A 20,770-nucleotide genomic window follows, 5' to 3' on the forward strand; every position below is an offset into this window, starting at 1 on the left:
CCCTGAGTCCTCGATGCCGCGGCTGTGCCCGGTGTCCACCGTCGTACGTGGAAGAAGCCTGTGAAGCGTTTGTTCAAGGGGCCGTGGCTCTGGATCGTCCTGGCCGTCGTGGCCGTGCTGCTCGCCCTGCAGTTCCTCGCCCCCGGCGACGGCTCGGACGAGATCAGCACGTCGCGGATGGAGAAGTACATCGCGGACGGCGAGGTCTCCGAGATCACCTTCGTCGACGGTGAGCAGCGCATCGAGGCCACCCTCGACGACGACGTGGACCGCGAGGGCGGCCGCGAGGTCGTCTCCTACTACGTGCAGGGCCAGCAGGACGGCATCATCGAGGCCGTCGGCGAGCAGGTGGACGAGGGCACCATCGAGGAGTCGAACTCCGAGAACCCCCAGCCCAGCCTGCTCGGCTCGCTGCTGGTGAGCCTGCTGCCCTTCGTCATCATCCTGGCGCTGTTCATCTTCCTGATGAACCAGGTGCAGGGCGGCGGCGGTCGCGGTGTCATGCAGTTCGCCAAGTCCAAGGCGAAGCTCATCACCAAGGACATGCCGAAGACCACCTTCGCCGACGTCGCCGGCTGCGAGGAGGCGATCGAGGAGCTCGGCGAGATCAAGGAGTTCCTCTCCGAGCCCGCGAAGTTCCAGGCCGTGGGCGCCAAGATCCCCAAGGGCGTGCTGCTCTACGGCCCGCCCGGCACGGGCAAGACGCTGCTCGCGCGCGCCGTCGCCGGCGAGGCGGGCGTGCCGTTCTACTCCATCTCGGGCTCCGACTTCGTCGAGATGTTCGTGGGTGTCGGCGCGAGCCGCGTCCGCGACCTGTTCGAGCAGGCGAAGGAGAACGCCCCGGCCATCGTCTTCATCGACGAGATCGACGCCGTCGGTCGTCACCGCGGCGCCGGCATGGGCGGCGGCCACGACGAGCGCGAGCAGACGCTCAACCAGCTGCTCGTCGAGATGGACGGCTTCGACGTGCGCGGCGGGGTCATCCTCATCGCGGCCACGAACCGTCCCGACGTGCTCGACCCGGCCCTGCTGCGTCCCGGCCGCTTCGACCGCCAGATCCAGGTCGACGCCCCCGACCTCTCGGGCCGTCACCAGATCCTCAAGGTCCACTCGCGCGGCAAGCCGATGGCCGAGGGCATCGACCTGCTGCAGATCGCGCGTCGTACCCCCGGGTTCACGGGTGCCGACCTCGCCAACGTGCTCAACGAGGCCGCGCTGCTGACCGCGCGGTCGAACGAGAAGCTCATCACGCCCTCGGCGCTCGACGAGGCCATCGACCGCGTCATCGCGGGCCCGCAGCGACGCACCCGCCTGATGAACGAGCACGAGAAGCTCATCACCGCCTACCACGAGGGCGGCCACGCCCTGGTCGCCGCGGCGCTGCCGGGCACCGACCCCGTGCACAAGGTGACGATCCTGCCGCGCGGGCGGGCGCTGGGCTACACGATGGTGCTGCCCGACGAGGACAAGTACTCCCAGACCCGCAGCGAGATGCTCGACAAGCTCGCCTACATGCTGGGCGGGCGCGCCGCGGAGGAGATGATCTTCCACGACCCGACCACCGGCGCCGGGAACGACATCGAGAAGGCCACGAGCCTGGCCCGCGCGATGGTCACGCAGTACGGCATGACCGAGCGCCTCGGCGCCATCAAGCTGGGCGACTCCGGCGGCGAGCCGTTCCTGGGCCGCGACATGGGCCACCAGCGCAACTACTCCGAGGACGTCGCGGCGATGGTCGACGACGAGACGAAGAAGCTGCTGGCGACCGCGCACCAGGAGGCGTTCGACATCCTCGAGGAGAACCGCGACGTCCTCGACGCCCTGGTGCTCGCGCTCCTCGACAAGGAGACGCTCGACAAGGCGGAGATCGCCGCGATCTTCGAGGCGCTGCGCCGTCGTCCGGTCCGCCCGGCGTGGACCGGTTCGCCGACCCGCAACCCGTCCGCCATCCCGCCGGTCGAGATCCCCGAGGCGGTGCGCGAGCGCGCCCGCGCCGGCACGGTCGAGCTGGCCAAGGGCCCGCAGGGCGGCACCGTCATCACGCCCCCCGGCCCCGGCGGCGACATCCACGGCGGCACGCCCGGCCCGGGGGCCCCGTGACCGACCGCATCTCCGTGAGCGACCCCGGCGAGGTCCCGCCGTACGACCACGAGCGGGCCGAGGCGGCCGTGCGCGAGCTGCTCGCCGCCATCGGCGAGGACCCCGAGCGCGAGGGCCTGCGGGACACGCCGGCCCGGGTCGCCCGCGCGTACGCCGAGGTCACCGCCGGCCTGCGCCAGCGGCCGGAGGAGGTCCTCACCACCACCTTCGACATCGGCCACGACGAGATGGTCCTCGTGCGCGACATCGAGCTGTGGAGCATGTGCGAGCACCACCTCGTGCCCTTCACCGGGGTGGCCCACGTCGGCTACATCCCGTCGGCCGACGGGAAGATCACCGGGCTGTCGAAGCTGGCGCGCCTCGTCGACGTGTACGCCAAGCGCCCCCAGGTGCAGGAGCGGCTCACGACGCAGGTCGCCGACGCGCTCATGAGCATCCTCGAGCCGCGCGGCTGCATCGTCGTGATCGAGGCCGAGCACCTCTGCATGACGATGCGCGGCGTGCGCAAGGCGGGCGCCCGCACCCTCACCTCGGCCGTGCGCGGGATCATGCACAACCCCGCGACCCGCGCCGAGGCGATGGCGCTCATCCACAGCCCGCGTCGCTGAGGCCGCCCGTGAGCGTCCCCCGCCCGCCTCACCGGCCCCTCCTCATGGGCGTCGTCAACGTCACGCCGGACTCGTTCTCCGACGGCGGCCGCTGGGCCGACCCCGACCGCGCGGTCGCCCACGGCCTCGAGCTCGTCGCGCAGGGCGCCGACCTCCTCGACATCGGGGGGGAGTCGACCCGGCCGGGCGCCACCCGCCCGCTGCTGGCCGAGGAGCTCGGTCGCGTCGTCCCCGTCATCCGCGCGCTCGCCGCGACCGGCGTCCCCGTCTCGGTCGACACCATGCGCGCCGAGGTCGCCCAGGCTGCGCTGGACGCCGGCGCGAGCGTCGTCAACGACGTCTCCGGCGGGCTCGCCGACCCCCGCATCCTCGAGGTGGCCGCGGCGGCGGGCGCGACGTACGTCGCCATGCACTGGCGCGCCCACAGCGACCGCATGGCCGACTTCGCGTCGTACCCGGCCGGGGTGGTCACCGAGGTCGCCGACGAGCTGGCGGTACGGCGGGACGCGGCGCTCGCCGCGGGCGTGGCCCCCGAGCGCCTCGTGCTCGACCCGGGGCTGGGGTTCGCGAAGCGGGCCGAGCACAACTGGGAGCTGCTGGCCGGCCTCGACCGGATCGCCGCGCTCGGCCACCGGCTTCTCGTGGGCGGCAGCCGCAAGACGTTCCTCGGCCGCCTCCTGGCCGAGGGGGACCAGCCGCGGGCCGTGGACGGGCGGGAGGCCGCCACCACGGCCCTCACCCTGCTGCTCGCGGACGCCGGCGCGTGGTGCGTGCGCGTGCACGACGTGCGGGCCAGCCGCGACGCCCTCGCCGTGCGGGAGGCCTGGCACTCGGCCAGGGCCTCCACCTCGCCGACCGCCGCCCCACCGACCGCCACCCCACCGACCGCCGCCCCACCGACCGCCGGCGACGCCGGCCAGACGGGACCGACATGACCGACGAGCTCGCCGTCCTCGGCATCGAGTGCTTCGCCCACCACGGGGTCTTCCCCGACGAGCGGCGCGACGGGCAGCGCTTCGTCGTCGACCTCGTGCTGGGCGTGGACACCCGGGCCGCGGCGGCCTCCGACGACTTGCACGACACGGTCGACTACGGAAGTCTCACCATGGCGGTGAAGGCCGCCGTGGAGTCCGACCCGGTCGACCTCGTCGAGCGGGTGGCCCAGCGGATCGCCGACACCTGCCTGTCGGACGAGCGTGTTGAATGGACCAGGGTGACCCTGCACAAGCCGGACGCACCCATCACCGCGACGTTCTCCGACGTCGCGCTGACGATCGAGCGGAAACGAGGCAACGCGTGACCGAGACGCCGAACCCCCACATCATCGACGCGGACACCCTGACGGGCGAGATGCGCCCGATCCGACGGACCGTGATCTCGTTGGGGTCCAACCTCGGCGACCGCTTCGCCAACCTCCAGGGCGCGGTCGACGCGCTCGCCGACACCCCCGACGTGTGGATCACCGGCATCTCGGCGGTCTACGAGACCGAGCCGGTCGGCACCCCCGAGGGCTCCGAGAACTTCCTCAACGCGGTCGTCCTCTTCGACACCACGCTCTCCGCGGCGCGCCTCGTGGACCGCGCCCACGCCATCGAGGACGCGTTCGGTCGCGAGCGCACCGCGATCCCGAACAGCCCGCGCAGCCTCGACGTCGACCTCATCGTGGTCGGCGACCGCCGCAGCAACGAGGAGTGGCTCCAGCTGCCGCACCCGCGCGCCGCCGAGCGGGCCTTCGTGCTCCAGCCCTGGTGCGACCTCGAGCCCGACGCCGAGATCCCCGACCACGGCCGCGTCGCCGACCTGCTCGCGAAGGTCGGGTCGCAGGGCGTCCACCGCCGTGACGACCTCGTCCTCTCCACCCCCTCCTGACGGCCCCGGGGGTCCCGGCGCGCCGGGACCCGGCGGAGCGGGTGACGACCGTCGCCGGCTCCGGCCCGTGGCGCCGGGGGTCCTGACCGCCTGGGTCGTCGCCGGCCTCGTCGTCGGCTGGCTCCTGCGCCGCCTGGCGCGGGCCGCCGGCACGAGCGTGCCCGAGGTCTCCTGGACCCAGGTGTTGCTCCTCGCGCTGGTCGCCGCGATCCTCGGCGTCTCCGCCGTCATCACCCGGCGGGAGGTCACCACGGCCCGTCCGGACCTCCCGGCCCACCGCGCCGTCAACCGCCTCGTGCTGGCCCGGGCCTGCGCGCTGGTGGGCGCCCTCCTCCTCGGCGGGTACGCCGGCCACGCCCTGAGCTGGGTGGGCTCGCCGTCGTTCGTCGCCGAGGAGCGGATGGCCCGCGCGCTCCTCGCGGCCCTCGCCGGTGCATCGGTGCTGGTCGCAGCCCTGCTGCTCGAGCGCGCGTGTCGCGTCCGATCGGACCCCGACGCCGCCTAGGGTGGCGCGCATGGCTTCCCCCACCGCCCGCCGACGCCAGCGCAGCACGCGCCTCGCCGTGGCCGTCGCGCTCATCGTCGTCGCCGGGCTGCTGGTCGCGGCCACCGTGCCCACCGGGTCGTTCCCCGCGGTCGCCGTCGCCGGCGCCGTCGCGGTCGCGCTCGGTGCGGCCGCCCTGCGCATCGCCCACACCGAGCTCATGACGTCGCGCCGCGAGGCCGCGGGCGACCGGGCCGCCCAGGCGAAGGAGTACGCCGCGCTCGCCGCGCGCCGTACCGAGGAGAACGCCGAGTTCGTCAGCTCGATGAGCGACCGCCTCGCCCAGCGCGACGACGCCCTGGCCGAGCGCTCGAAGGCGATCGGCGAGCTGGAGGAGGCCGTGCGCCTCGCCCAGGAGAAGGTCGTCGAGCTCACCCGCCGCGCCGACGCGGAGGCCAAGCGGGCCGACGCGGCCGTCGCCGAGCGGGACGCGCTGCGCACCCGGCTCGCCGCCGCGGAGGAGCGCGCCGCCGACGCGATCGTGCGCCTCGCCGAGCTGGAGCACGAGCTCGACGTGGTGCGGGCCGAGCTGCAGGCGTGGCAGACCACCCACGTCGACCTGCGCAAGCGCGCCTGAGCGCTCCGCCCGTCCACCCCGGCCCCGCGCGGGCCCGCCGGTGGCACTGCCCGTCGTCCTCGGCCGGGGGTGGGGCAGAATCACCGGGGTGATCCCGGACGACAGCCGATTCGAGCGCGACCCCGACGAGCTCCTCGCGTCAGAGCCGCCCCTGCCCGACGGCTGGTCGGTGACCGGGGTCGACCCGTCCGTGGACGCCGACGTCGACCGCCTCGTCGAGCTGTTGCGCGGCCACGAGGTCGCCGGACGCGGCTGGGCGGGCGCCGGCCGGGACGGCGTGCTGGTCGAGATCTCCGACCTGGGCACCCGCACCCGCGCGAACGCCGTGGTGCGCGACCCCGACGGCGTCGTGCAGGGCTGGGGCAGCGTGCACGACCGCGCCGCCGGTCGCATGCTGCTGCTGCACGTCGTCGCCCGCGACCTGGACCACGTGGTCGCCGCCCGCTGCGCCCGGGTGCTCCTGACCTGGGCGGAGGCCCAGGCCCGCGAGGTCGGCGCCGCGCGCGGCCTGCCGGTCCAGCAGATCGACACCGGCGCGTTCACCGACGACCCCCGCCAGCACGCCTGGCTCAGCGCCGCCGGCTTCGAGCGGGTCCGCACCTGGTGGCAGATGAGCCGGCCGGTGACCGAGGCCGAGGCGGGCCTCGTGCCCGACCCGGAGCGCTGGGAGAAGGACGGGGTGGTCTTCCGCGCCGTGGGCCGCGAGGGCTCGGGCATGCCCGACGAGGCCGACCTCCGCAAGGTGCACCACGTGCTGGAGGGCGCCTTCACCGACCACTTCAACTCCCGCGAGGAGACGTTCGCGGAGTTCGTGCACCGGCTGCGCCAGGACCCGGGCCACCGGTGGGACCACTGGTGGCTGGCCGAGATCGTCGACGGCGACGAGGCCGAGCCGGCCGGCGCGCTGGTGGCGACCGAGAGCGAGTCCGACGACGGCCCGCACGGCTCGTACGTCGACTACCTCGGCGTCCTCGCCAACGCCCGCGGCCGCGGGGTGGCGAAGGGGCTGCTGCACACCGTGATCGCCGACGCCGCGCTGCGGGGCCGCAACCGGGTCGGGCTCGAGGTCGACGCGGACTCGCCGACGGGCGCCGACGGGCTCTACACCTCGATGGGCTGGACGTCGTCGTACCTCACCCAGTCGTGGCACAAGGACGTCCCCGTCACGGACGACGCGGCGGGCTCCCCGGCGGACGACGCCGCGGACCCGGCCTGAGGTCGTCGCCGTGAGCCCCACGAGCCTCGGGATGCCGGCGCTCCCGCCGCCCGGGGAGCCGACCTGGAAGCAGGCGTGGGACGCGGCGCTCTACGGCACGGCCGGGGGCTTCCTGCGCGCCCACCCGCCGACGCTGCTGCAGGCGCGCGACGCGGTGCTCGACCTGCTGGCCACGGAGCGGCCCGAGGAGCTCGTGCTGCTCGGCTCGATGGGCGTGCTGACGCCCGACATCGTCCGGGTGCTCCCCACGACCGCGATCCGGTTCGACCTCCCGGCGGGGTACGGCGGCACCGTGCTCGCCGCGGACTGGCTCGCCCACGTGCCGACCCACGTGGTGCAGGTCGACCGCGACGGCTACCCGCGGATCGTGCACGTCGACCCCGTGACCGGCCGCGAGCGCCTCGGCGCCCGCCTCGTCGAGACCGGCGTGCCGCAGCAGGTGGGCCGCTGGCTGCAGGAGTGGTGGCCCGTCGCCGACGGCGGTCCGGGGGCCCGCGCGGAGGTCGGCACGGCCCGCGACGCCGCGTGGCGTGACGTCGTGCGGAGCCTCGGGCCCGGCGGCCGCGCGGTCGCCGTCGAGTCCGGGCACACCCGCGCCGCCCGGCCGTTCGACGGCTCGCTGCGCTGCCCCGGGTCCCGCGACCACCCGGTGCTCGTGCCCGACGGGTCGCGCGACATCGTCGCCGGGGTGGCGCTCGACGCGGTCGCCGAGGCGACGGGCTCGGTCCTCGTCGACGGCGACGGCCCGACGCGCCTCGTGCACGTCCGCCGCTGACGCCGCGCCGTCGCCGCGGCACGTCGTGAGCCAGGTCACCGACCGGTCTGTTCCCCGGTTGGAAGCACGGGCGTAACGTTCCCGTTGCACTGAGCGGCCGGGTCGTCCGGCCGCACCGTTCGAGACAACGTCCGGTACCCACACCGGCCCCGCGAGGGGTGGTCGGAGGGACGGGAACGAGAGGTTCGGACCATGTCGTCAGACATGCCCCGCCCGCACGCCCTGCGCGTGGGCGTCATCGGCACCGGCCGCGTCGGTGCCGTGCTCGCGTCGGCCCTGGCCGACGCCGGGCACACGGTCGTCGCCGCCTCCGGCGAGTCGACGGCCTCCCGCCGGCGGGCCGCGGCGCTGCTGCCCGACGTACCGCTGCAGAAGCCCTCCGCCGTCGCCCGCGCCTGCGACCTGCTGCTGCTCACCGTTCCCGACGACATGCTCGGCAACGTGGTGCGCGTGCTCGCCGCGAGCGGCGCGCTGCACGCCGGCCAGGTCGTCCTCCACACCTCGGGCGCCCACGGCGTCGCCGCGCTCGCCCCGGCCGTCGCGGTCGGCGCGCGGGCGGTGGCGCTGCACCCGGCCATGACCTTCACCGGTACGGAGACCGACCTGCCGCGCCTGCGCGGGTGCGCGTACGGCGTGACCACCGGCCCCGAGGAGTCCGCGCTCGCCGACGGGCTCGTCGCCGACCTCGGCGGTCGGGTCGTGCGGGTGGCGGAGGAGCGGCGCCCGCTCTACCACGCCGCGCTGGCCCACGGCGCGAACCACCTGGTCACGCTCGTCGCCGAGGCGCTCGAGATGCTGGCCGCCGCCACGCCGACGGGGGAGCCCGGGGAGCCCGGGGAGCCCGGGGACACCGCCGGTCCGGCCGACGTGCTGCGCCCGCTGCTCACCGCGGCGCTCGACAACGCCCTGCGGGCCGGCGACGCCGCCCTCACCGGCCCCGTCGTGCGCGGCGACGTCGGCACGGTCGCCACCCACGTGGCGGAGGTCGCGGCCCACGCGCCGCAGGCCTCGGCGTCGTACGCCGCGCTGGCCCGCGCCACCGTCGGCCGGGCCGCCACCGACGGTCGCCTCCTGCCGCTGCGCGCCGGCCACCTGCTGGCCGCGCTCGAGGGCGAGCCGGCGACCGCGCCCGCCACCCCCGCCACCCCCACCAGCGCCATCAGCCCCGAGGACGTGGCCCGATGACGACGACCGTGCGTCCGACCCCGCCGTCCGCGGCGCTCGCCCCCGCCCTCGCCCCCACCCGCGCGGCGCTCCAGCACGAGCTCGCCGTGGTCCGCGCGCGCGGCGGCCGGGTGGCGTTCGTGCCGACGATGGGCGCGCTCCACGAGGGCCACGCCAGCCTGGTGCGGGTCGCCCGCGACCACGTCGGGGCCGACGGGGCCGTCGTCGTGTCGATCTTCGTCAACCCGTTGCAGTTCGGGGAGGGCGAGGACCTCGACCGCTACCCGCGCACGCTCGACGCCGACCTGGCGCTCTGCGCCGCGGAGGGCGTCGACGTGGTGTTCGCGCCGGCCGTCGACGAGGTCTACCCCGGCGGCGACCCGCAGGTGACGGTCGAGCCCGGGCCCCTGGCCACGGTGCTCGAGGGCGCCAGCCGCCCCGGTCACTTCCGCGGCGTGCTGACCGTCGTGGCCAAGCTGTTCGGCCTCGTGCAGCCCGACGTCGCGGTGTTCGGCCAGAAGGACTACCAGCAGCTCGCGCTCGTGCGACGCATGGCCGCCGACCTGTGCCTGCCGGTCGAGGTCGTCGGCGCCGAGACGGTCCGCGAGGCCGACGGCCTGGCGCTCAGCTCGCGCAACCGCTACCTCGACGCGGAGCAGCGTCGCCTCGCCGTCGTGCTCTCCCGCGCGCTGAGCGCCGCGGCCGACCACGCGTCGTACGGCGTGGACGCGGCCCGGCAGGCCGCGGCGACCGTGCTGGCGGAGGCGCCGCAGGTGGAGGTCGACTACCTCGTCGTGACCGAGGCCGACCTGGCCGAGGTCGACCCGGCCCGCACCGACCCCCGCGAGGGCCGCGTGCTGGTCGCCGCCCGCCTCGGCGCGACCCGCCTCATCGACAACCTGCCGCTGGACCTGCGAGCCACCGGAGCCCCAGGTTTCCCCGCCTAGCCGGGTATCCCTGTGCTTCACGGCCTAGGCATCAGCCGTAGACCACAGGTTTCCCCGCCTAGGCGGGGAAACCTCACCGAACCGCCCCACCACCCCGCACCCCCACGAGCACCGAGGAGACCTCCGATGCTGCGCACCATGATGAAGAGCAAGATCCACCGCGCGACCGTGACGCAGGCCGACCTGCACTACGTCGGCTCGGTCACCGTCGACGAGGACCTCCTCGACGCCGCCGACCTGCTGGCCGGCGAGCTCGTCCACATCGTCGACATCACCAACGGCGCCCGCCTCGAGACCTACACGATCGCCGGCGAGCGCGGCTCGGGCGTCATCGGCATCAACGGCGCCGCGGCCCGCCTCGTGCAGCCCGGCGACCTCGTGATCCTCATCGGCTACGGCCAGATGGAGACGGCGGAGGCCAAGGAGTTCCAGCCGCACGTCGTCTTCGTCGACGCCGACAACAAGATCCTCGCCACGGGCTTCGACCCGGCCGAGGCGCTCGCCGGCTCGGGCCTGGTGCGCGGGGACACGCTGGCCGCGCGCTGAGCGCGCGGTGCTGCGAGACTCCACCCCCATGAGCACCCCGACCACTCGCCTGCCGCAGCGGCTGAGCGCGCCCGAGCCGGGCTGGACGACGCGGGCCGACGTGGTCGTGGTCGGCTCCGGCATCGCCGGGTTGACCGCGGCGCTGCGGCTCCGCGCGGCCGGCGTGGGCCGGGTGCTGGTGGTCACGAAGACGGTGCTCGACGCCGGCTCCACCCAGTGGGCCCAGGGCGGGATCGCAGCGGCCCTCGGGCCCGGTGACACCCCGGCCGAGCACGAGCTCGACACCCTCGTCGCGGGCGCCGGCGCCTGCGACGGCGAGGCGGTGCGGGTGCTCGTCACCGAGGGGCCCGAGGCGGTCCGCGAGCTCATCGGCCTGGGGGCGCAGTTCGACCACGACCCCGACGGCGAGCTGTCGCTGACCCGGGAGGGCGGCCACCACCGCGACCGCATCGCCCACGCGGGCGGCGACGCGACGGGCGCGGAGATCCAGCGGGCGCTCATCGCGGCCGTGCAGCGGGACCCCGAGGTCGAGGTGGTGCAGCACGCCCTGGCCGTCGACCTCCTGCTCGCCGCCGACGGCGGCGTCGCCGGCCTGACCCTCCACGTGCTGGGCGAGGGGCAGCGCGACGGTGTCGGCGCGGTGCTGTGCCGCGCGGTGGTGCTCGCCAGCGGCGGCCTCGGCCAGGTCTTCCAGCAGACCACGAACCCGTCGGTCACCACCGGCGACGGCATGGCGCTGGCCCTGCGGGCGGGCGCCACCCTGCGCGACCTGGAGTTCGTGCAGTTCCACCCCACGGTGCTCTACCTGGGCCCCGACGCGCTGGGTCAGCAGCCCCTCATCTCCGAGGCGGTGCGCGGCGAGGGCGCCGTGCTCGTCGACGGCCCGCCCGAGGAGGGTGGTCGCCGCGTGATGGAGGGCGTGCACGAGCTCGGCGACCTCGCGCCGCGCGACGTCGTCGCCAAGGCCATCACCCGCCGCATGCACGCGACGGGCCGCCCGCACGTGTGGCTCGACGCCCGCGCCCTGGGGCGGGAGTTCTGGGAGCGCCGCTTCCCCACGATCCTCGCCACCTGCGAGCGGTACGGCGTGGACCCGGCCACCGACCTCATCCCCGTCGCCCCGGCCTGCCACTACGCGTCCGGCGGCGTGCGCACCGACCTGTGGGGGCGCACCGGCGTGCCGGGCCTCTACGCCACCGGCGAGGTGGCCTGCTCGGGCGTGCACGGCGCCAACCGCCTCGCCTCGAACTCCCTGCTCGAGGGCCTCGTGTTCTCGCGGCGCATCGCGACCGTGCTGCCCGGCGAGCTGCGGGGCTGGTCCGAGCCCGCCGACGACCGCCGGCCCGCCGGCCTCGTCAGCGGCGACGTGCGCGCCGAGCTGCAGGCGGTCATGACCGAGCGCGTCGGCGTGCTGCGCAGCGCCACGGGGCTCGCCGAGGCGCACGCGCGGCTCGCGGGGCTGGCCGCCGTACCGGCCGACCGGGTCGACGTCGACGCCTGGGAGACCACCAACCTCCTCACCGTCGCCGACGCCCTCGCCGCGGCCGCCGCCCTGCGCACCGAGACCCGCGGGTCCCACTGGCGCGAGGACCACCCCGACACCGACGACCACTTCCCGGGCCACTTCGACGTCACGGTCCACGAGGGCGTACGTCGGGTCGCGCTCGCCGCCGCACCCACCCGCACCGAGGAGACGACCCCCTGATGCTCGCGCGCCACCCCCTCGACGCGATGCCCGCCGCACTGCTCGCCGAGATCGAGGCCGCCGGCCTGTCCGCCGCCGCCCTGCACTCCGCCGTGGCCGCGGCCATCGACGAGGACCTGCCGGGCGAGGACGTCACGAGCGCCGCCACCATCCCGGCCGCCGCCCGCGGCGTCGCCGAGATGGCGGCCCGCGAGCCCGGGGTCGTCGCCGGCCTGGCGCTCGCCGAGCTGGTGTTCCGCTACGTCATGGGCGACGACGTCGAGGTCACCGACCGGCGCCCCGACGGCGACCGCGTCGCGGCGGGCGACCTCGTGCTGCGCGTCGCCGGCCCCACCCGCGGCCTGCTGACCGCCGAGCGGGTCGCGCTCAACTACGCCAGCCACCTCTCGGGCGTCGCCACCGCGACCGCCGCCTGGGTCGCGGCGCTCGAGGGCACGCGGGCGCGCGTGCTCGACACCCGCAAGACGCTGCCCGGCATGCGCGCGCTGCAGAAGTACGCCGTGCGCTGCGGCGGCGGCGTGAACCACCGGTTCAGCCTGTCGGACGTCGCGATGGTGAAGGACAACCACGTGGTCGCCGCCGGCGGGGTCGTGCCGGCGTACGAGGCCGTGCGGGCGGCCTACCCCGACGTCCGGGTCGTCGTGGAGGTCACCGAGCTCGACGAGCTGCGCCAGCTGCTCGAGGTGGGCTGCGACTGGGTGCTGCTCGACAACATGACCACGGCGACGATGGCCGAGGCGGTCGCGATCACGGGTGGCCGCGCGACGCTCGAGGCCTCCGGGGGCCTCACCATCGCCCGTGCCACCGAGGTGGCGGCCACGGGCGTCGACTACATCTCCGTCGGCGCGCTCACCCACTCCGTCACGGTCTTCGACCTGGGCCTGGACCTGCGGGGCTGACGTGAGCACCCCACTGCCACCGCCCGCCGCCGGCTCCCGGCTGCTCTGCGTCGCGATCGGCAACACCCGCACCGTGCTGAGCCTGCTGGACGGCGAGACGCCGCTCGCCGACTGGCGGGTGGCGACCGACGAGCGCCGTACGGCGGACGAGTGGGCCGCGCTGCTCACCTCGCTGCTCGCCGAAGGCGGGCCCGCGCAGCCGCTGCCGGACGGCATCCGGTCGCTGACGGGCGTCGCCATCGCCTCGACTGTGCCGGGCGTGCTCCACGAGTGGCGCGGGATGCTGGCGCGCCACCTGCCGCAGGTGCCGCACGTCGTCGTCGGGGCGGGGGTACGGACGGGCATCCCCGTGCTGGTCGACAACCCGCGCGAGGTCGGCGCGGACCGCATCGTCAACGCGCTGGCCGCGGCGACCTACCACGCGGAGCCGGGCCGGCCGGTCGTCGTCGTCGACCTCGGCACCGCGACCACCCTCGACGTGGTGAACGCGAAGGGGCAGTACGTCGGCGGGCTCATCGCGCCCGGCGTCGAGGTCGCCGCCGAGGCCCTCGACCGGCGTACGGCGCAGCTGCGGCGCGTCGAGCTGGTGCGTCCGCGCTCGGTCGTCGCCAAGAACACGGTGGAGGCGATCCAGGCGGGCCTCTACTTCGGCGTGCTGGCGCAGGTCGAGGGACTCGTGGCCCGGGTGGCCGCCGAGATCGGCACGAGCGTGGCGGACCTGCGCGTCGTGTCGACCGGGTATCTCGCCCCGCTCGTGAGCGAGGAGTGCGCCGGTATCGACCGGCACGACCCGTGGCTCACCGCGCGCGGTCTCGAGCTGGTGTTCCGCCGCAACGCGTCCTGAGGCAGTCGGTCTCTTTTCCGCTGCACCTCCTACCCCCTTTTCCCCGGTCGACTCCGCCCGCATTCCCGCCGGCCGTCGCCCGTTCTCCTCGGGCTTTCGCATCCGCTCCGTCGACGACATCACGAAATGCAATTCCCCGCACGGGTCGACCCGGTGCTGAATGTCGCGCTCCTTTCTGCCATGATCGAGCAGTAATTCATTCCCGGCCGGTTTTCCGGTCGACTCCTGGGAAAGTGGTGGGAAATGGCGCAGAAGGTGAACATCGTCCTCGTCGACGACATCGACGGCAGCGAGGCGACGCAGACGGTCTCGTTCGGTCTCGACGGCGCCGAGTACGAGATCGACCTCAACGACGAGCACGCCGAGGCCCTGCGCGAGGCGCTGGCCGGCTACGTCGGGCACGCCCGCAAGTCGGGCGGCAACCGGCGGGCGCGCCGTACGTCGTCCTCGTCGTCCGCGGCGGCGGCCTCCGACGGCCCGTCGACCAAGGAGGTCCGCGAGTGGGCCCGCGAGAACGGCTGGGAGGTCCCCGACCGCGGCCGCGTGTCGGCCGAGATCCGCGAGGCGTACGACGCCGCGCACTGACGCCGTACCGAGCGAGCCCTCTCCACGCTCCGTGCGCCACCGGGGTCTGTTCGCTGTGAGCAGACCCCGGTGGGTGTCTGGAGGGGAACACGTAGTCTGGACCGGGAGTTGATCTCCGGTGTACGAGCGGCCTCTGGCGGGGTCGCCCGGCCCACCCGCGGCGCTGGCGCGTCGCGGTATCGAGAAGGATCGAGGCGCACATGTTCGAGCGGTTCACTGACCGAGCCCGTCGGGTGGTCGTGCTGGCCCAGGAAGAGGCCCGCATGCTCTCCCACAACTACATCGGCACCGAGCACATCCTGCTCGGGCTGATCCACGAGGGCGAGGGTGTCGCGGCGAAGGCCCTGGAGAGCCTGGACATCTCGCTCGAGGCCGTCCGCGCCCAGGTCGAGGAGATCATCGGCCAGGGCCAGCAGGCCCCCAGTGGTCACATCCCCTTCACCCCCCGAGCCAAGAAGGTGCTCGAGCTGTCGCTGCGCGAGGCGCTGCAGCTCGGTCACTCCTACATCGGCACCGAGCACATCCTGCTCGGCCTCATCCGCGAGGGTGAGGGCGTCGCCGCCCAGGTGCTGCAGAAGCTGGGCGCCGACCTGAACCGCGTGCGGCAGCAGGTCATCCAGCTGCTCAGCGGTTTCCAGGGCAAGGAGAGCGCGGGTGCCGCGGCCAGCACGGGCGGCTCCGGCAGCGAGGCCCCGTCCTCGTCGCTGGTGCTCGACCAGTTCGGTCGCAACCTGACGCAGGCGGCCCGCGAGGGCAAGCTGGACCCGGTCATCGGCCGCGAGTCCGAGATCGAGCGGGTCATGCAGATCCTCTCGCGCCGCACGAAGAACAACCCGGTCCTCATCGGCGAGCCCGGCGTCGGCAAGACGACGGTCGTCGAGGGCCTGGCGCAGGACATCGTCAAGGGCAACGTGCCGGAGACGCTGAAGGACAAGCACATCTACACGCTCGACCTCGGCGCCCTGGTCGCCGGCTCGCGCTACCGCGGTGACTTCGAGGAGCGCCTGAAGAAGGTGCTCAAGGAGATCCGCACGCGCGGCGACATCGTGCTGTTCATCGACGAGATCCACACCCTCGTCGGGGCCGGTGCGGCCGAGGGCGCGATCGACGCGGCGAGCATCCTCAAGCCGATGCTGGCGCGCGGCGAGCTGCAGACCATCGGCGCGACCACGCTGGACGAGTACCGCAAGTACCTGGAGAAGGACGCCGCCCTCGAGCGCCGCTTCCAGCCCATCCAGGTGGCCGAGCCCTCGATCGCGCACACGATCGAGATGCTCAAGGGCCTGCGGGACCGCTACGAGGCGCACCACCGGGTGACGATCACCGACGAGGCGCTCGTCTCGGCGGCCACGCTCGCCGACCGCTACATCTCCGACCGGTTCCTGCCGGACAAGGCGATCGACCTCATCGACGAGGCCGGCTCCCGCCTGCGCATCAAGCGCATGACGGCGCCCGCCGACCTCAAGGAGTACGACGACAAGATCGCCGAGGTGCGCGTCCGCAAGGAGGCGGCCATCGACGGTCAGGACTTCGAGGCCGCCGCCGCGCTCCGCGACGAGGAGAAGCAGCTCATCCTCAAGAAGGCCGACCGCGAGAAGCAGTGGCGCTCCGGCGACATGGACGTCGTCGCCGAGGTCGACGAGGAGCTGATCGCCGAGGTGCTCGCCGTCGCGACGGGCATCCCGATCGTGAAGCTGAGCGAGGAGGAGTCGTCCCGCCTGCTCAACATGGAGGACGAGCTCCACAAGCGCGTCATCGGCCAGGAGGAGGCCGTCAAGGCCCTCTCGCGGGCGATCCGTCGTACGCGTGCCGGTCTGAAGGACCCGAAGCGTCCCGGTGGCTCGTTCATCTTCGCCGGCCCGTCCGGTGTCGGTAAGACGTGGCTCTCGAAGACGCTGGCGGAATTCCTCTTCGGTGACGAGGACGCGCTCATCCAGCTCGACATGAGCGAGTTCGGCGAGAAGCACACCGTTTCCCGCCTCTTCGGTTCTCCCCCCGGTTACGTCGGTTACGAGGAGGGTGGCCAGCTCACGGAGAAGGTGCGGCGCAAGCCGTTCTCGGTGGTGCTCTTCGACGAGGTCGAGAAGGCCCACCCGGACATCTTCAACTCGCTGCTGCAGATCCTGGAGGAGGGTCGCCTGACCGATTCCCAGGGTCGGGTGGTCGACTTCAAGAACACCGTCATCATCATGACGACGAACCTCGGCACGCGTGACATCGCGAAGGGCGTGAACCTCGGTTTCGCCCAGACCGGTGACGCCGCGGGTTCGTACGACCGGATGAAGAACAAGGTGTCGGAGGAGCTCAAGCAGCACTTCCGCCCCGAGTTCCTCAACCGTGTCGACGAGATCATCGTGTTCCCGCCCCTGAACCAGGAGCAGATCATCTCGATGGTCGACAACATGATCGCGTCGGTGGAGCTGCGCCTGAAGGACCGCGACATGTCGCTGGAGGTGACGCAGGCTGCGAAGGACCTGCTCGCCAAGCGCGGCTTCGACCCGGTGCTCGGTGCGCGTCCGCTGCGCCGCACGGTGCAGCGCGAGATCGAGGACACCCTGGCCGAGAAGATGCTCTTCGGCGAGGTCGGCCCCGGTCAGATCGTGCTGGTCGACGCCGACGGCGAGGGCCCGACGGCGACCTTCACCTTCAAGGGCCAGAAGGTCGGCGCCATGCCCGACATGCCGCCCCTCGAGGCGGCCGGCGTCGAGCTGACGAAGGGCGACCCGACCGAGGAGACCGAGGGTCCCGTGGACATCCCGCGGAGCCCGGAGGACTGATCCTCCGCCGCCCGGCGAGACCCGGGCGGTGACCAGCAGCGGCCCGTGCGCTCCGGCGCACGGGCCGCTGTCGTGTCTGCGGGCCGCGTGCCGTGCCGCCGGCGGACGCGGACGTCATGCGAAGGGAGGTCGCTGGCCTCGGGTCGGTATGACGTCCGGGGCGCTCGCCGGTGTGGTGCGGGGGACGTCATGCGGAGCGTGGCCCCTGGCCTCGGGTCTGTATGACGTCCGGGGCGGGGTACGGCGCCGCGTCAGGGCAGCGCGTACGTCGTGGGCCCGACCTGCGCGAGCAGGCCGTCGGCCAGGAGGCTGGCCAGGCACCGCTCGCGCTGCGTCGCGTCGGCCCACTGCGCCTCCAGCGTCGAGGCCGGCACCGGGCCGTCGGCGTCGCGCACGGCGCCGAGCAGGCGGCCGCGGCACTGCCGGTCGGTGCCGGCGTACGTCTGCACGGGGCGGGGCGGCCCGTCGTACGCCGGCCGCCCGGCCGCCACCCACGCGCACCGCTCCGCCAGCGGGCAGCGGGGGCACGCCGGCGAGGTCGCCGTGCAGACGAGCGCGCCGAGCTCCATCAGCCCGACGTTCCAGGTCGCCGCGACGGGTGCCTCGTCGGGCAGCAGGGACGCGGCCAGGTCGCGCTCGGCGCGGGTGACCGAGCGCGCCGGGTGCTCGACGCCCGCCACCGCCCGCCCGATCACGCGCCGCACGTTGGTGTCGAGCACGACGTGGCGCCGCGCGTGCGCGAAGGACGCGATGGCCGCCGCCGTGTAGTCACCGACCCCCGGCAGGGCCAGCAGGTCGTCGTACGACGCGGGCACCTCGCCGCCGTGCCGCTCCACGATCGCGGTGGCCGCCGCGTGCAGCCGCAGGGCGCGCCGCGGGTAGCCGAGCCGCCCCCACGCCCGCACCGCCTCGCCGGTGCCGGCGGCGGCCAGGTCGGCGGGCGTCGGCCACGCCTCGAGCCAGGCGGCGTGCACCGGCAGCACCCGCGCGACGGGCGTCTGCTGCAGCATGAACTCCGAGACCATGACGGACCACGCGGTCGCCTCGGTACGGCGCCACGGCAGGTCGCGGGCGTGCTCGTCGTACCAGGTGAGGACGGCGGCGTGCAGCGCCTCGAGCTCCGCCGGGGCCACGGCCGCGGGAGCGACGACCGCGGGGGAGCCGGGCGTCGTGGGGGTGGGCTGGGGCACGTCGCCCGAGCCTACGGTGCGCCTGCCCGGCGGGGGCCTCCACGCTGACTACCGTTCGCGCCATGTCTTCCCCGACCCGTCCCCGTCGCCGGCACCCGGCGCGGGTCTACTGGGTGCGCCGCGGCCTGGTGCTCGGCGTCGCCGCCCTGCTCGTCGTCGCGATCGCCCGGCTGCTCGGCGGGGGCGGCGACGAGGAGCCGGCGGGGGAGCCCGCCGCCCAGGTCGCGGGCGAGGCCTCGCCGACGGCGGAGGAGACGGGCGACGCGGCGCCGACCACCACCGCGGCCGAGCCGACGACCACCCAGCCGGCGAGCCCCACCGGCCCCTGCGCGCCGGAGGACGTCGTCGTGACCCCGCAGGTCGAGGACGCGGTCGCGGGCTCGCCGGTCAGCATCACCCTGGCCCTCACGACCCGCGAGTCGCCGGCCTGCTTCTGGAACGTCTCGTCGGCCACGGTGGTCGTGAAGGTGACCTCGGGCGAGGACGGCATCTGGACGAGCCAGCACTGCCCCGACGCCGTGGCGCGCGTCGACGACGCCGTGCTCCGCCCGGAGCAACCGGCCGTGGCGACCGTCGAGTGGCCCGCCTGGCGCTCCGGCCCGGGCTGCGAGCTCATGCAGTGGTCGCTGCCGGGCGCCTACCACGTGGAGGCGGCGGCCCTCGCGGGCGAGCCGACCGACGTGCAGTTCGAGCTGGTGGCCCCCGAGCCCGAGATCATCGAGCGGACGATCCCGCCGACGGCGCCGCCCGCGACCAGCGCGGCCCCGCAGTCGACGGCTCCCGCCCCCACCGCTCCCGCGACGACGGGCTGACCGCCCGAGCGGGCAGCGCCACCGGCTCAGACGTAGCGCTCGAGGATGCTCGACTCGGCGAGCCGGGACAGCCCCTCGCGCACGTTGCGGGCGCGCAGCTCGCCGACGCCGTCGACGGCCTGCAGGTCGTCGATGCCGGCGGACAGCAGCTTCTGCAGCGTGCCGAAGTGCTCGACGAGACGGTCGACCACGGCGGCGGGCAGGCGGGGCACCTTCGCCAGCAGCCGGTAGCCGCGCGGTGCCACGGCGCCGTCCAGGTGCTCGCTCGTGCCGAGGCCGAGGGCCTTCGCCACCTGGGCGGGGTCGACGAGCTCGGTGGCCGACAGGCCGTCGAGGCGGTCGAGCAGCTTCTCCGGCGAGGGCGCGCGGCGCCCCGAGGGCAGGTAGTCGCGCACGACCAGCTCGCGCTCGGCGTCGACGCCGGTGACGAGCTCCTCGAGCTGCAGCGACAGCAGGCGGCCGTCGGTGCCGAGCTCGAGCACGTAGTCCTCGATCTCGCGGGCGATGCGCGAGACCATCTCGAGGCGCTGGGCGACGACCGCGACGTCGCGCACGGTCACGAGGTCCTCGATCTCCAGCGCGGACAGCGTCGTGGCCACCTCGTCGAGGCGCAGCTTGTAGCGCTCCAGCGTCGCGATCGCCTGGTTGGCGCGGGACAGGATCTGGCCCGAGTCCTCCAGCACGTGGCGGGTGGACCCGACGTACGCCGCGATGATCTGCATCGACTGCGACACCGAGATCACCGGGAAGCCGGTCTGCTTCGCGACGCGGTCGGCGGTGCGGTGCCGGGTGCCGGTCTCGAACGAGGGGATCGTGTGGTCCGGCATGAGGTGCACGGCGGCGCGCTGGATGCGGCTGACGTTCGCGTCGAGGATGACGGCGCCGTCCATCTTGGCCAGCTCGCGCAGGCCGGTGGCGCTGAAGGGCACGTCGAGCTCGAAGCCGCCCGTCGAGATCGACTCCACCACGGCGTCGTTGCCCAGCACGATGAGGGCGCCGGTGCGCCCGCGCAGGATCCGCTCCAGCCCGTCGCGCAGCGCGGTGCCCGGGGCGATGGACGCCAGCACCTCCCGCACGCGCAGCATGTCCTCGCTGCGATCGATCCCGGCCACGTTCCTCCTCGAGCTGCGTCGCGCCCGCACGGGCGCCGGCCCGAGTCTAGGGCCGCCGGTGGCAGACGACGTCCGCCTTTGGTAGGGCGTGGCGCGCCCCGGGTCTCCCGGGCTCGCCCGATCCCCTCGCCGCGCCCGACGCGCCGCCGTAGCATGACCCGACCGGCCTCGGGGCATACACGGGCAGGTCGAGCGAGGGGCGGTGGGTCCAGTGGTGATCTTCATGGTGGTCGCCGGGGTGGGTGCCGTCATCGGCGCTGTCCTGGCCTGGGTCTGGGCCCGTACGACGGGGGAGCAGCGCCCTGCTCCGGGGCGCCACGCCGCGCCGGTCGCCCCCGTCGGTACGCCGACCGCCACGCGGCCCGGCGCGTCCCGGGCGGGCGGCGCCTCCGTGGACGACGAGCCGACCGTGCCGCTGCGCACCGGGAGCCCCGCCGAGCGCGACACCGGTCGCCCCGAGCCCACGCTCCCGCTGCCCCGCCCCGCGGCGCCGCGGGCCG

Annotated in this window: 21 protein-coding genes; 19 read left to right on the plus strand and 2 right to left on the minus strand. The window is 74.5% G+C overall.

The features are described from left to right. The first annotated feature begins 60 nt into the window (after positions 1-60). The 17 genes from ftsH (at position 61) to KK617_RS08955 (ending at position 17,156) form a co-directional block, all read left to right on the plus strand. Positions 61-2,100 (plus strand): ATP-dependent zinc metalloprotease FtsH, encoded by a 2,040-nt coding sequence (gene ftsH / locus KK617_RS08875; RefSeq protein ID WP_277499544.1) that lies wholly within the window; start codon positions 61-63, stop codon positions 2,098-2,100. Continuing rightward, a complete protein-coding gene (gene folE, locus KK617_RS08880; RefSeq protein ID WP_277499545.1) occupies positions 2,097-2,708 on the plus strand; it encodes a GTP cyclohydrolase I FolE in 612 nt (203 codons plus the stop codon). Before ftsH ends, folE begins: the two co-directional genes overlap by 4 nt. Positions 2,709-2,752: 44 nt before the next feature. After that, complete coding sequence (gene folP / locus KK617_RS08885) at positions 2,753-3,643, plus strand: dihydropteroate synthase (RefSeq protein WP_277499574.1); 891 nt, start codon at positions 2,753-2,755, stop codon at positions 3,641-3,643. After that, positions 3,640-4,008, plus strand: coding sequence for a dihydroneopterin aldolase (folB, locus tag KK617_RS08890; protein ID WP_277499546.1), 369 nt, complete (start codon positions 3,640-3,642; stop codon positions 4,006-4,008). Before folP ends, folB begins: the two co-directional genes overlap by 4 nt. Further along, positions 4,005-4,577 (plus strand): 2-amino-4-hydroxy-6-hydroxymethyldihydropteridine diphosphokinase, encoded by a 573-nt coding sequence (gene folK, locus KK617_RS08895; protein WP_277499548.1) that lies wholly within the window; start codon positions 4,005-4,007, stop codon positions 4,575-4,577. The genes folB and folK overlap by 4 nt, the downstream gene beginning before the upstream one ends. Before the next feature lie 67 nt (positions 4,578-4,644). After that, positions 4,645-5,082 carry a DUF3180 domain-containing protein gene (locus tag KK617_RS08900; RefSeq protein ID WP_277499550.1) on the plus strand — a complete coding sequence of 146 codons (438 nt, stop codon included), beginning with the start codon at positions 4,645-4,647 and terminating at the stop codon, positions 5,080-5,082. Between the two features lie 10 nt (positions 5,083-5,092). Next, on the plus strand, positions 5,093-5,698 hold the full coding sequence (locus KK617_RS08905; RefSeq protein WP_277499552.1) for a hypothetical protein: 606 nt from the start codon (positions 5,093-5,095) through the stop codon (positions 5,696-5,698). Positions 5,699-5,786: 88 nt separating this feature from the next. Further along, a complete protein-coding gene (locus KK617_RS08910; protein WP_277499553.1) occupies positions 5,787-6,914 on the plus strand; it encodes a GNAT family N-acetyltransferase in 1,128 nt (375 codons plus the stop codon). 10 nt (positions 6,915-6,924) lie between these two features. After that, positions 6,925-7,689, plus strand: a complete 765-nt coding sequence (locus KK617_RS08915; RefSeq protein WP_277499554.1) for a hypothetical protein — start codon at positions 6,925-6,927, stop codon at positions 7,687-7,689. Positions 7,690-7,881: 192 nt separating this feature from the next. Then, complete coding sequence (locus tag KK617_RS08920; protein WP_277499555.1) at positions 7,882-8,874, plus strand: DUF2520 domain-containing protein; 993 nt, start codon at positions 7,882-7,884, stop codon at positions 8,872-8,874. Then, on the plus strand, positions 8,871-9,800 hold the full coding sequence (panC, locus tag KK617_RS08925) for a pantoate--beta-alanine ligase (RefSeq protein WP_277499556.1): 930 nt from the start codon (positions 8,871-8,873) through the stop codon (positions 9,798-9,800). Before KK617_RS08920 ends, panC begins: the two co-directional genes overlap by 4 nt. A gap of 126 nt (positions 9,801-9,926) precedes the next feature. Next, entirely contained in the window at positions 9,927-10,346 is a 420-nt protein-coding gene (panD, locus tag KK617_RS08930; RefSeq protein WP_277499557.1) for an aspartate 1-decarboxylase, read from the plus strand. Between the two features lie 28 nt (positions 10,347-10,374). Further along, on the plus strand, positions 10,375-12,051 hold the full coding sequence (locus KK617_RS08935) for an L-aspartate oxidase (protein ID WP_277499558.1): 1,677 nt from the start codon (positions 10,375-10,377) through the stop codon (positions 12,049-12,051). Next, complete coding sequence (nadC, locus tag KK617_RS08940; RefSeq protein WP_277499559.1) at positions 12,051-12,950, plus strand: carboxylating nicotinate-nucleotide diphosphorylase; 900 nt, start codon at positions 12,051-12,053, stop codon at positions 12,948-12,950. Before KK617_RS08935 ends, nadC begins: the two co-directional genes overlap by 1 nt. Before the next feature lies 1 nt (position 12,951). Further along, a complete protein-coding gene (locus tag KK617_RS08945; protein WP_277499561.1) occupies positions 12,952-13,794 on the plus strand; it encodes a type III pantothenate kinase in 843 nt (280 codons plus the stop codon). 243 nt (positions 13,795-14,037) lie between these two features. After that, complete coding sequence (locus tag KK617_RS08950) at positions 14,038-14,379, plus strand: Lsr2 family protein (protein WP_277499562.1); 342 nt, start codon at positions 14,038-14,040, stop codon at positions 14,377-14,379. 200 nt (positions 14,380-14,579) lie between these two features. Then, complete coding sequence (locus tag KK617_RS08955; RefSeq protein WP_277499564.1) at positions 14,580-17,156, plus strand: ATP-dependent Clp protease ATP-binding subunit; 2,577 nt, start codon at positions 14,580-14,582, stop codon at positions 17,154-17,156. A 251-nt stretch (positions 17,157-17,407) separates the two neighbouring features. Here the strand turns inward: KK617_RS08955 and KK617_RS08960 are convergent, their stop codons facing one another. Continuing rightward, positions 17,408-18,265, minus strand: coding sequence for an A/G-specific adenine glycosylase (locus KK617_RS08960; protein WP_277499575.1), 858 nt, complete (start codon positions 18,263-18,265; stop codon positions 17,408-17,410). Between the two features lie 143 nt (positions 18,266-18,408). Between KK617_RS08960 and KK617_RS08965 the strand changes: the two genes are divergently transcribed. Continuing rightward, a complete protein-coding gene (locus KK617_RS08965; RefSeq protein WP_277499566.1) occupies positions 18,409-19,158 on the plus strand; it encodes a hypothetical protein in 750 nt (249 codons plus the stop codon). 26 nt (positions 19,159-19,184) lie between these two features. Here KK617_RS08965 and disA read toward each other — a convergent pair whose 3' ends face one another. Further along, entirely contained in the window at positions 19,185-20,243 is a 1,059-nt protein-coding gene (gene disA / locus KK617_RS08970; RefSeq protein ID WP_277499577.1) for a DNA integrity scanning diadenylate cyclase DisA, read from the minus strand. A gap of 229 nt (positions 20,244-20,472) precedes the next feature. Here disA and KK617_RS08975 point away from each other — a divergent pair. Next, the coding region (locus KK617_RS08975) for a hypothetical protein (protein ID WP_277499567.1) at positions 20,473-20,770 on the plus strand (298 nt) is incomplete at its 3' end.

This window comes from Nocardioides sp. ChNu-99, assembly GCF_029493445.1.
Taxonomy (GTDB): Bacteria; Actinomycetota; Actinomycetes; order Propionibacteriales; family Nocardioidaceae; genus Nocardioides.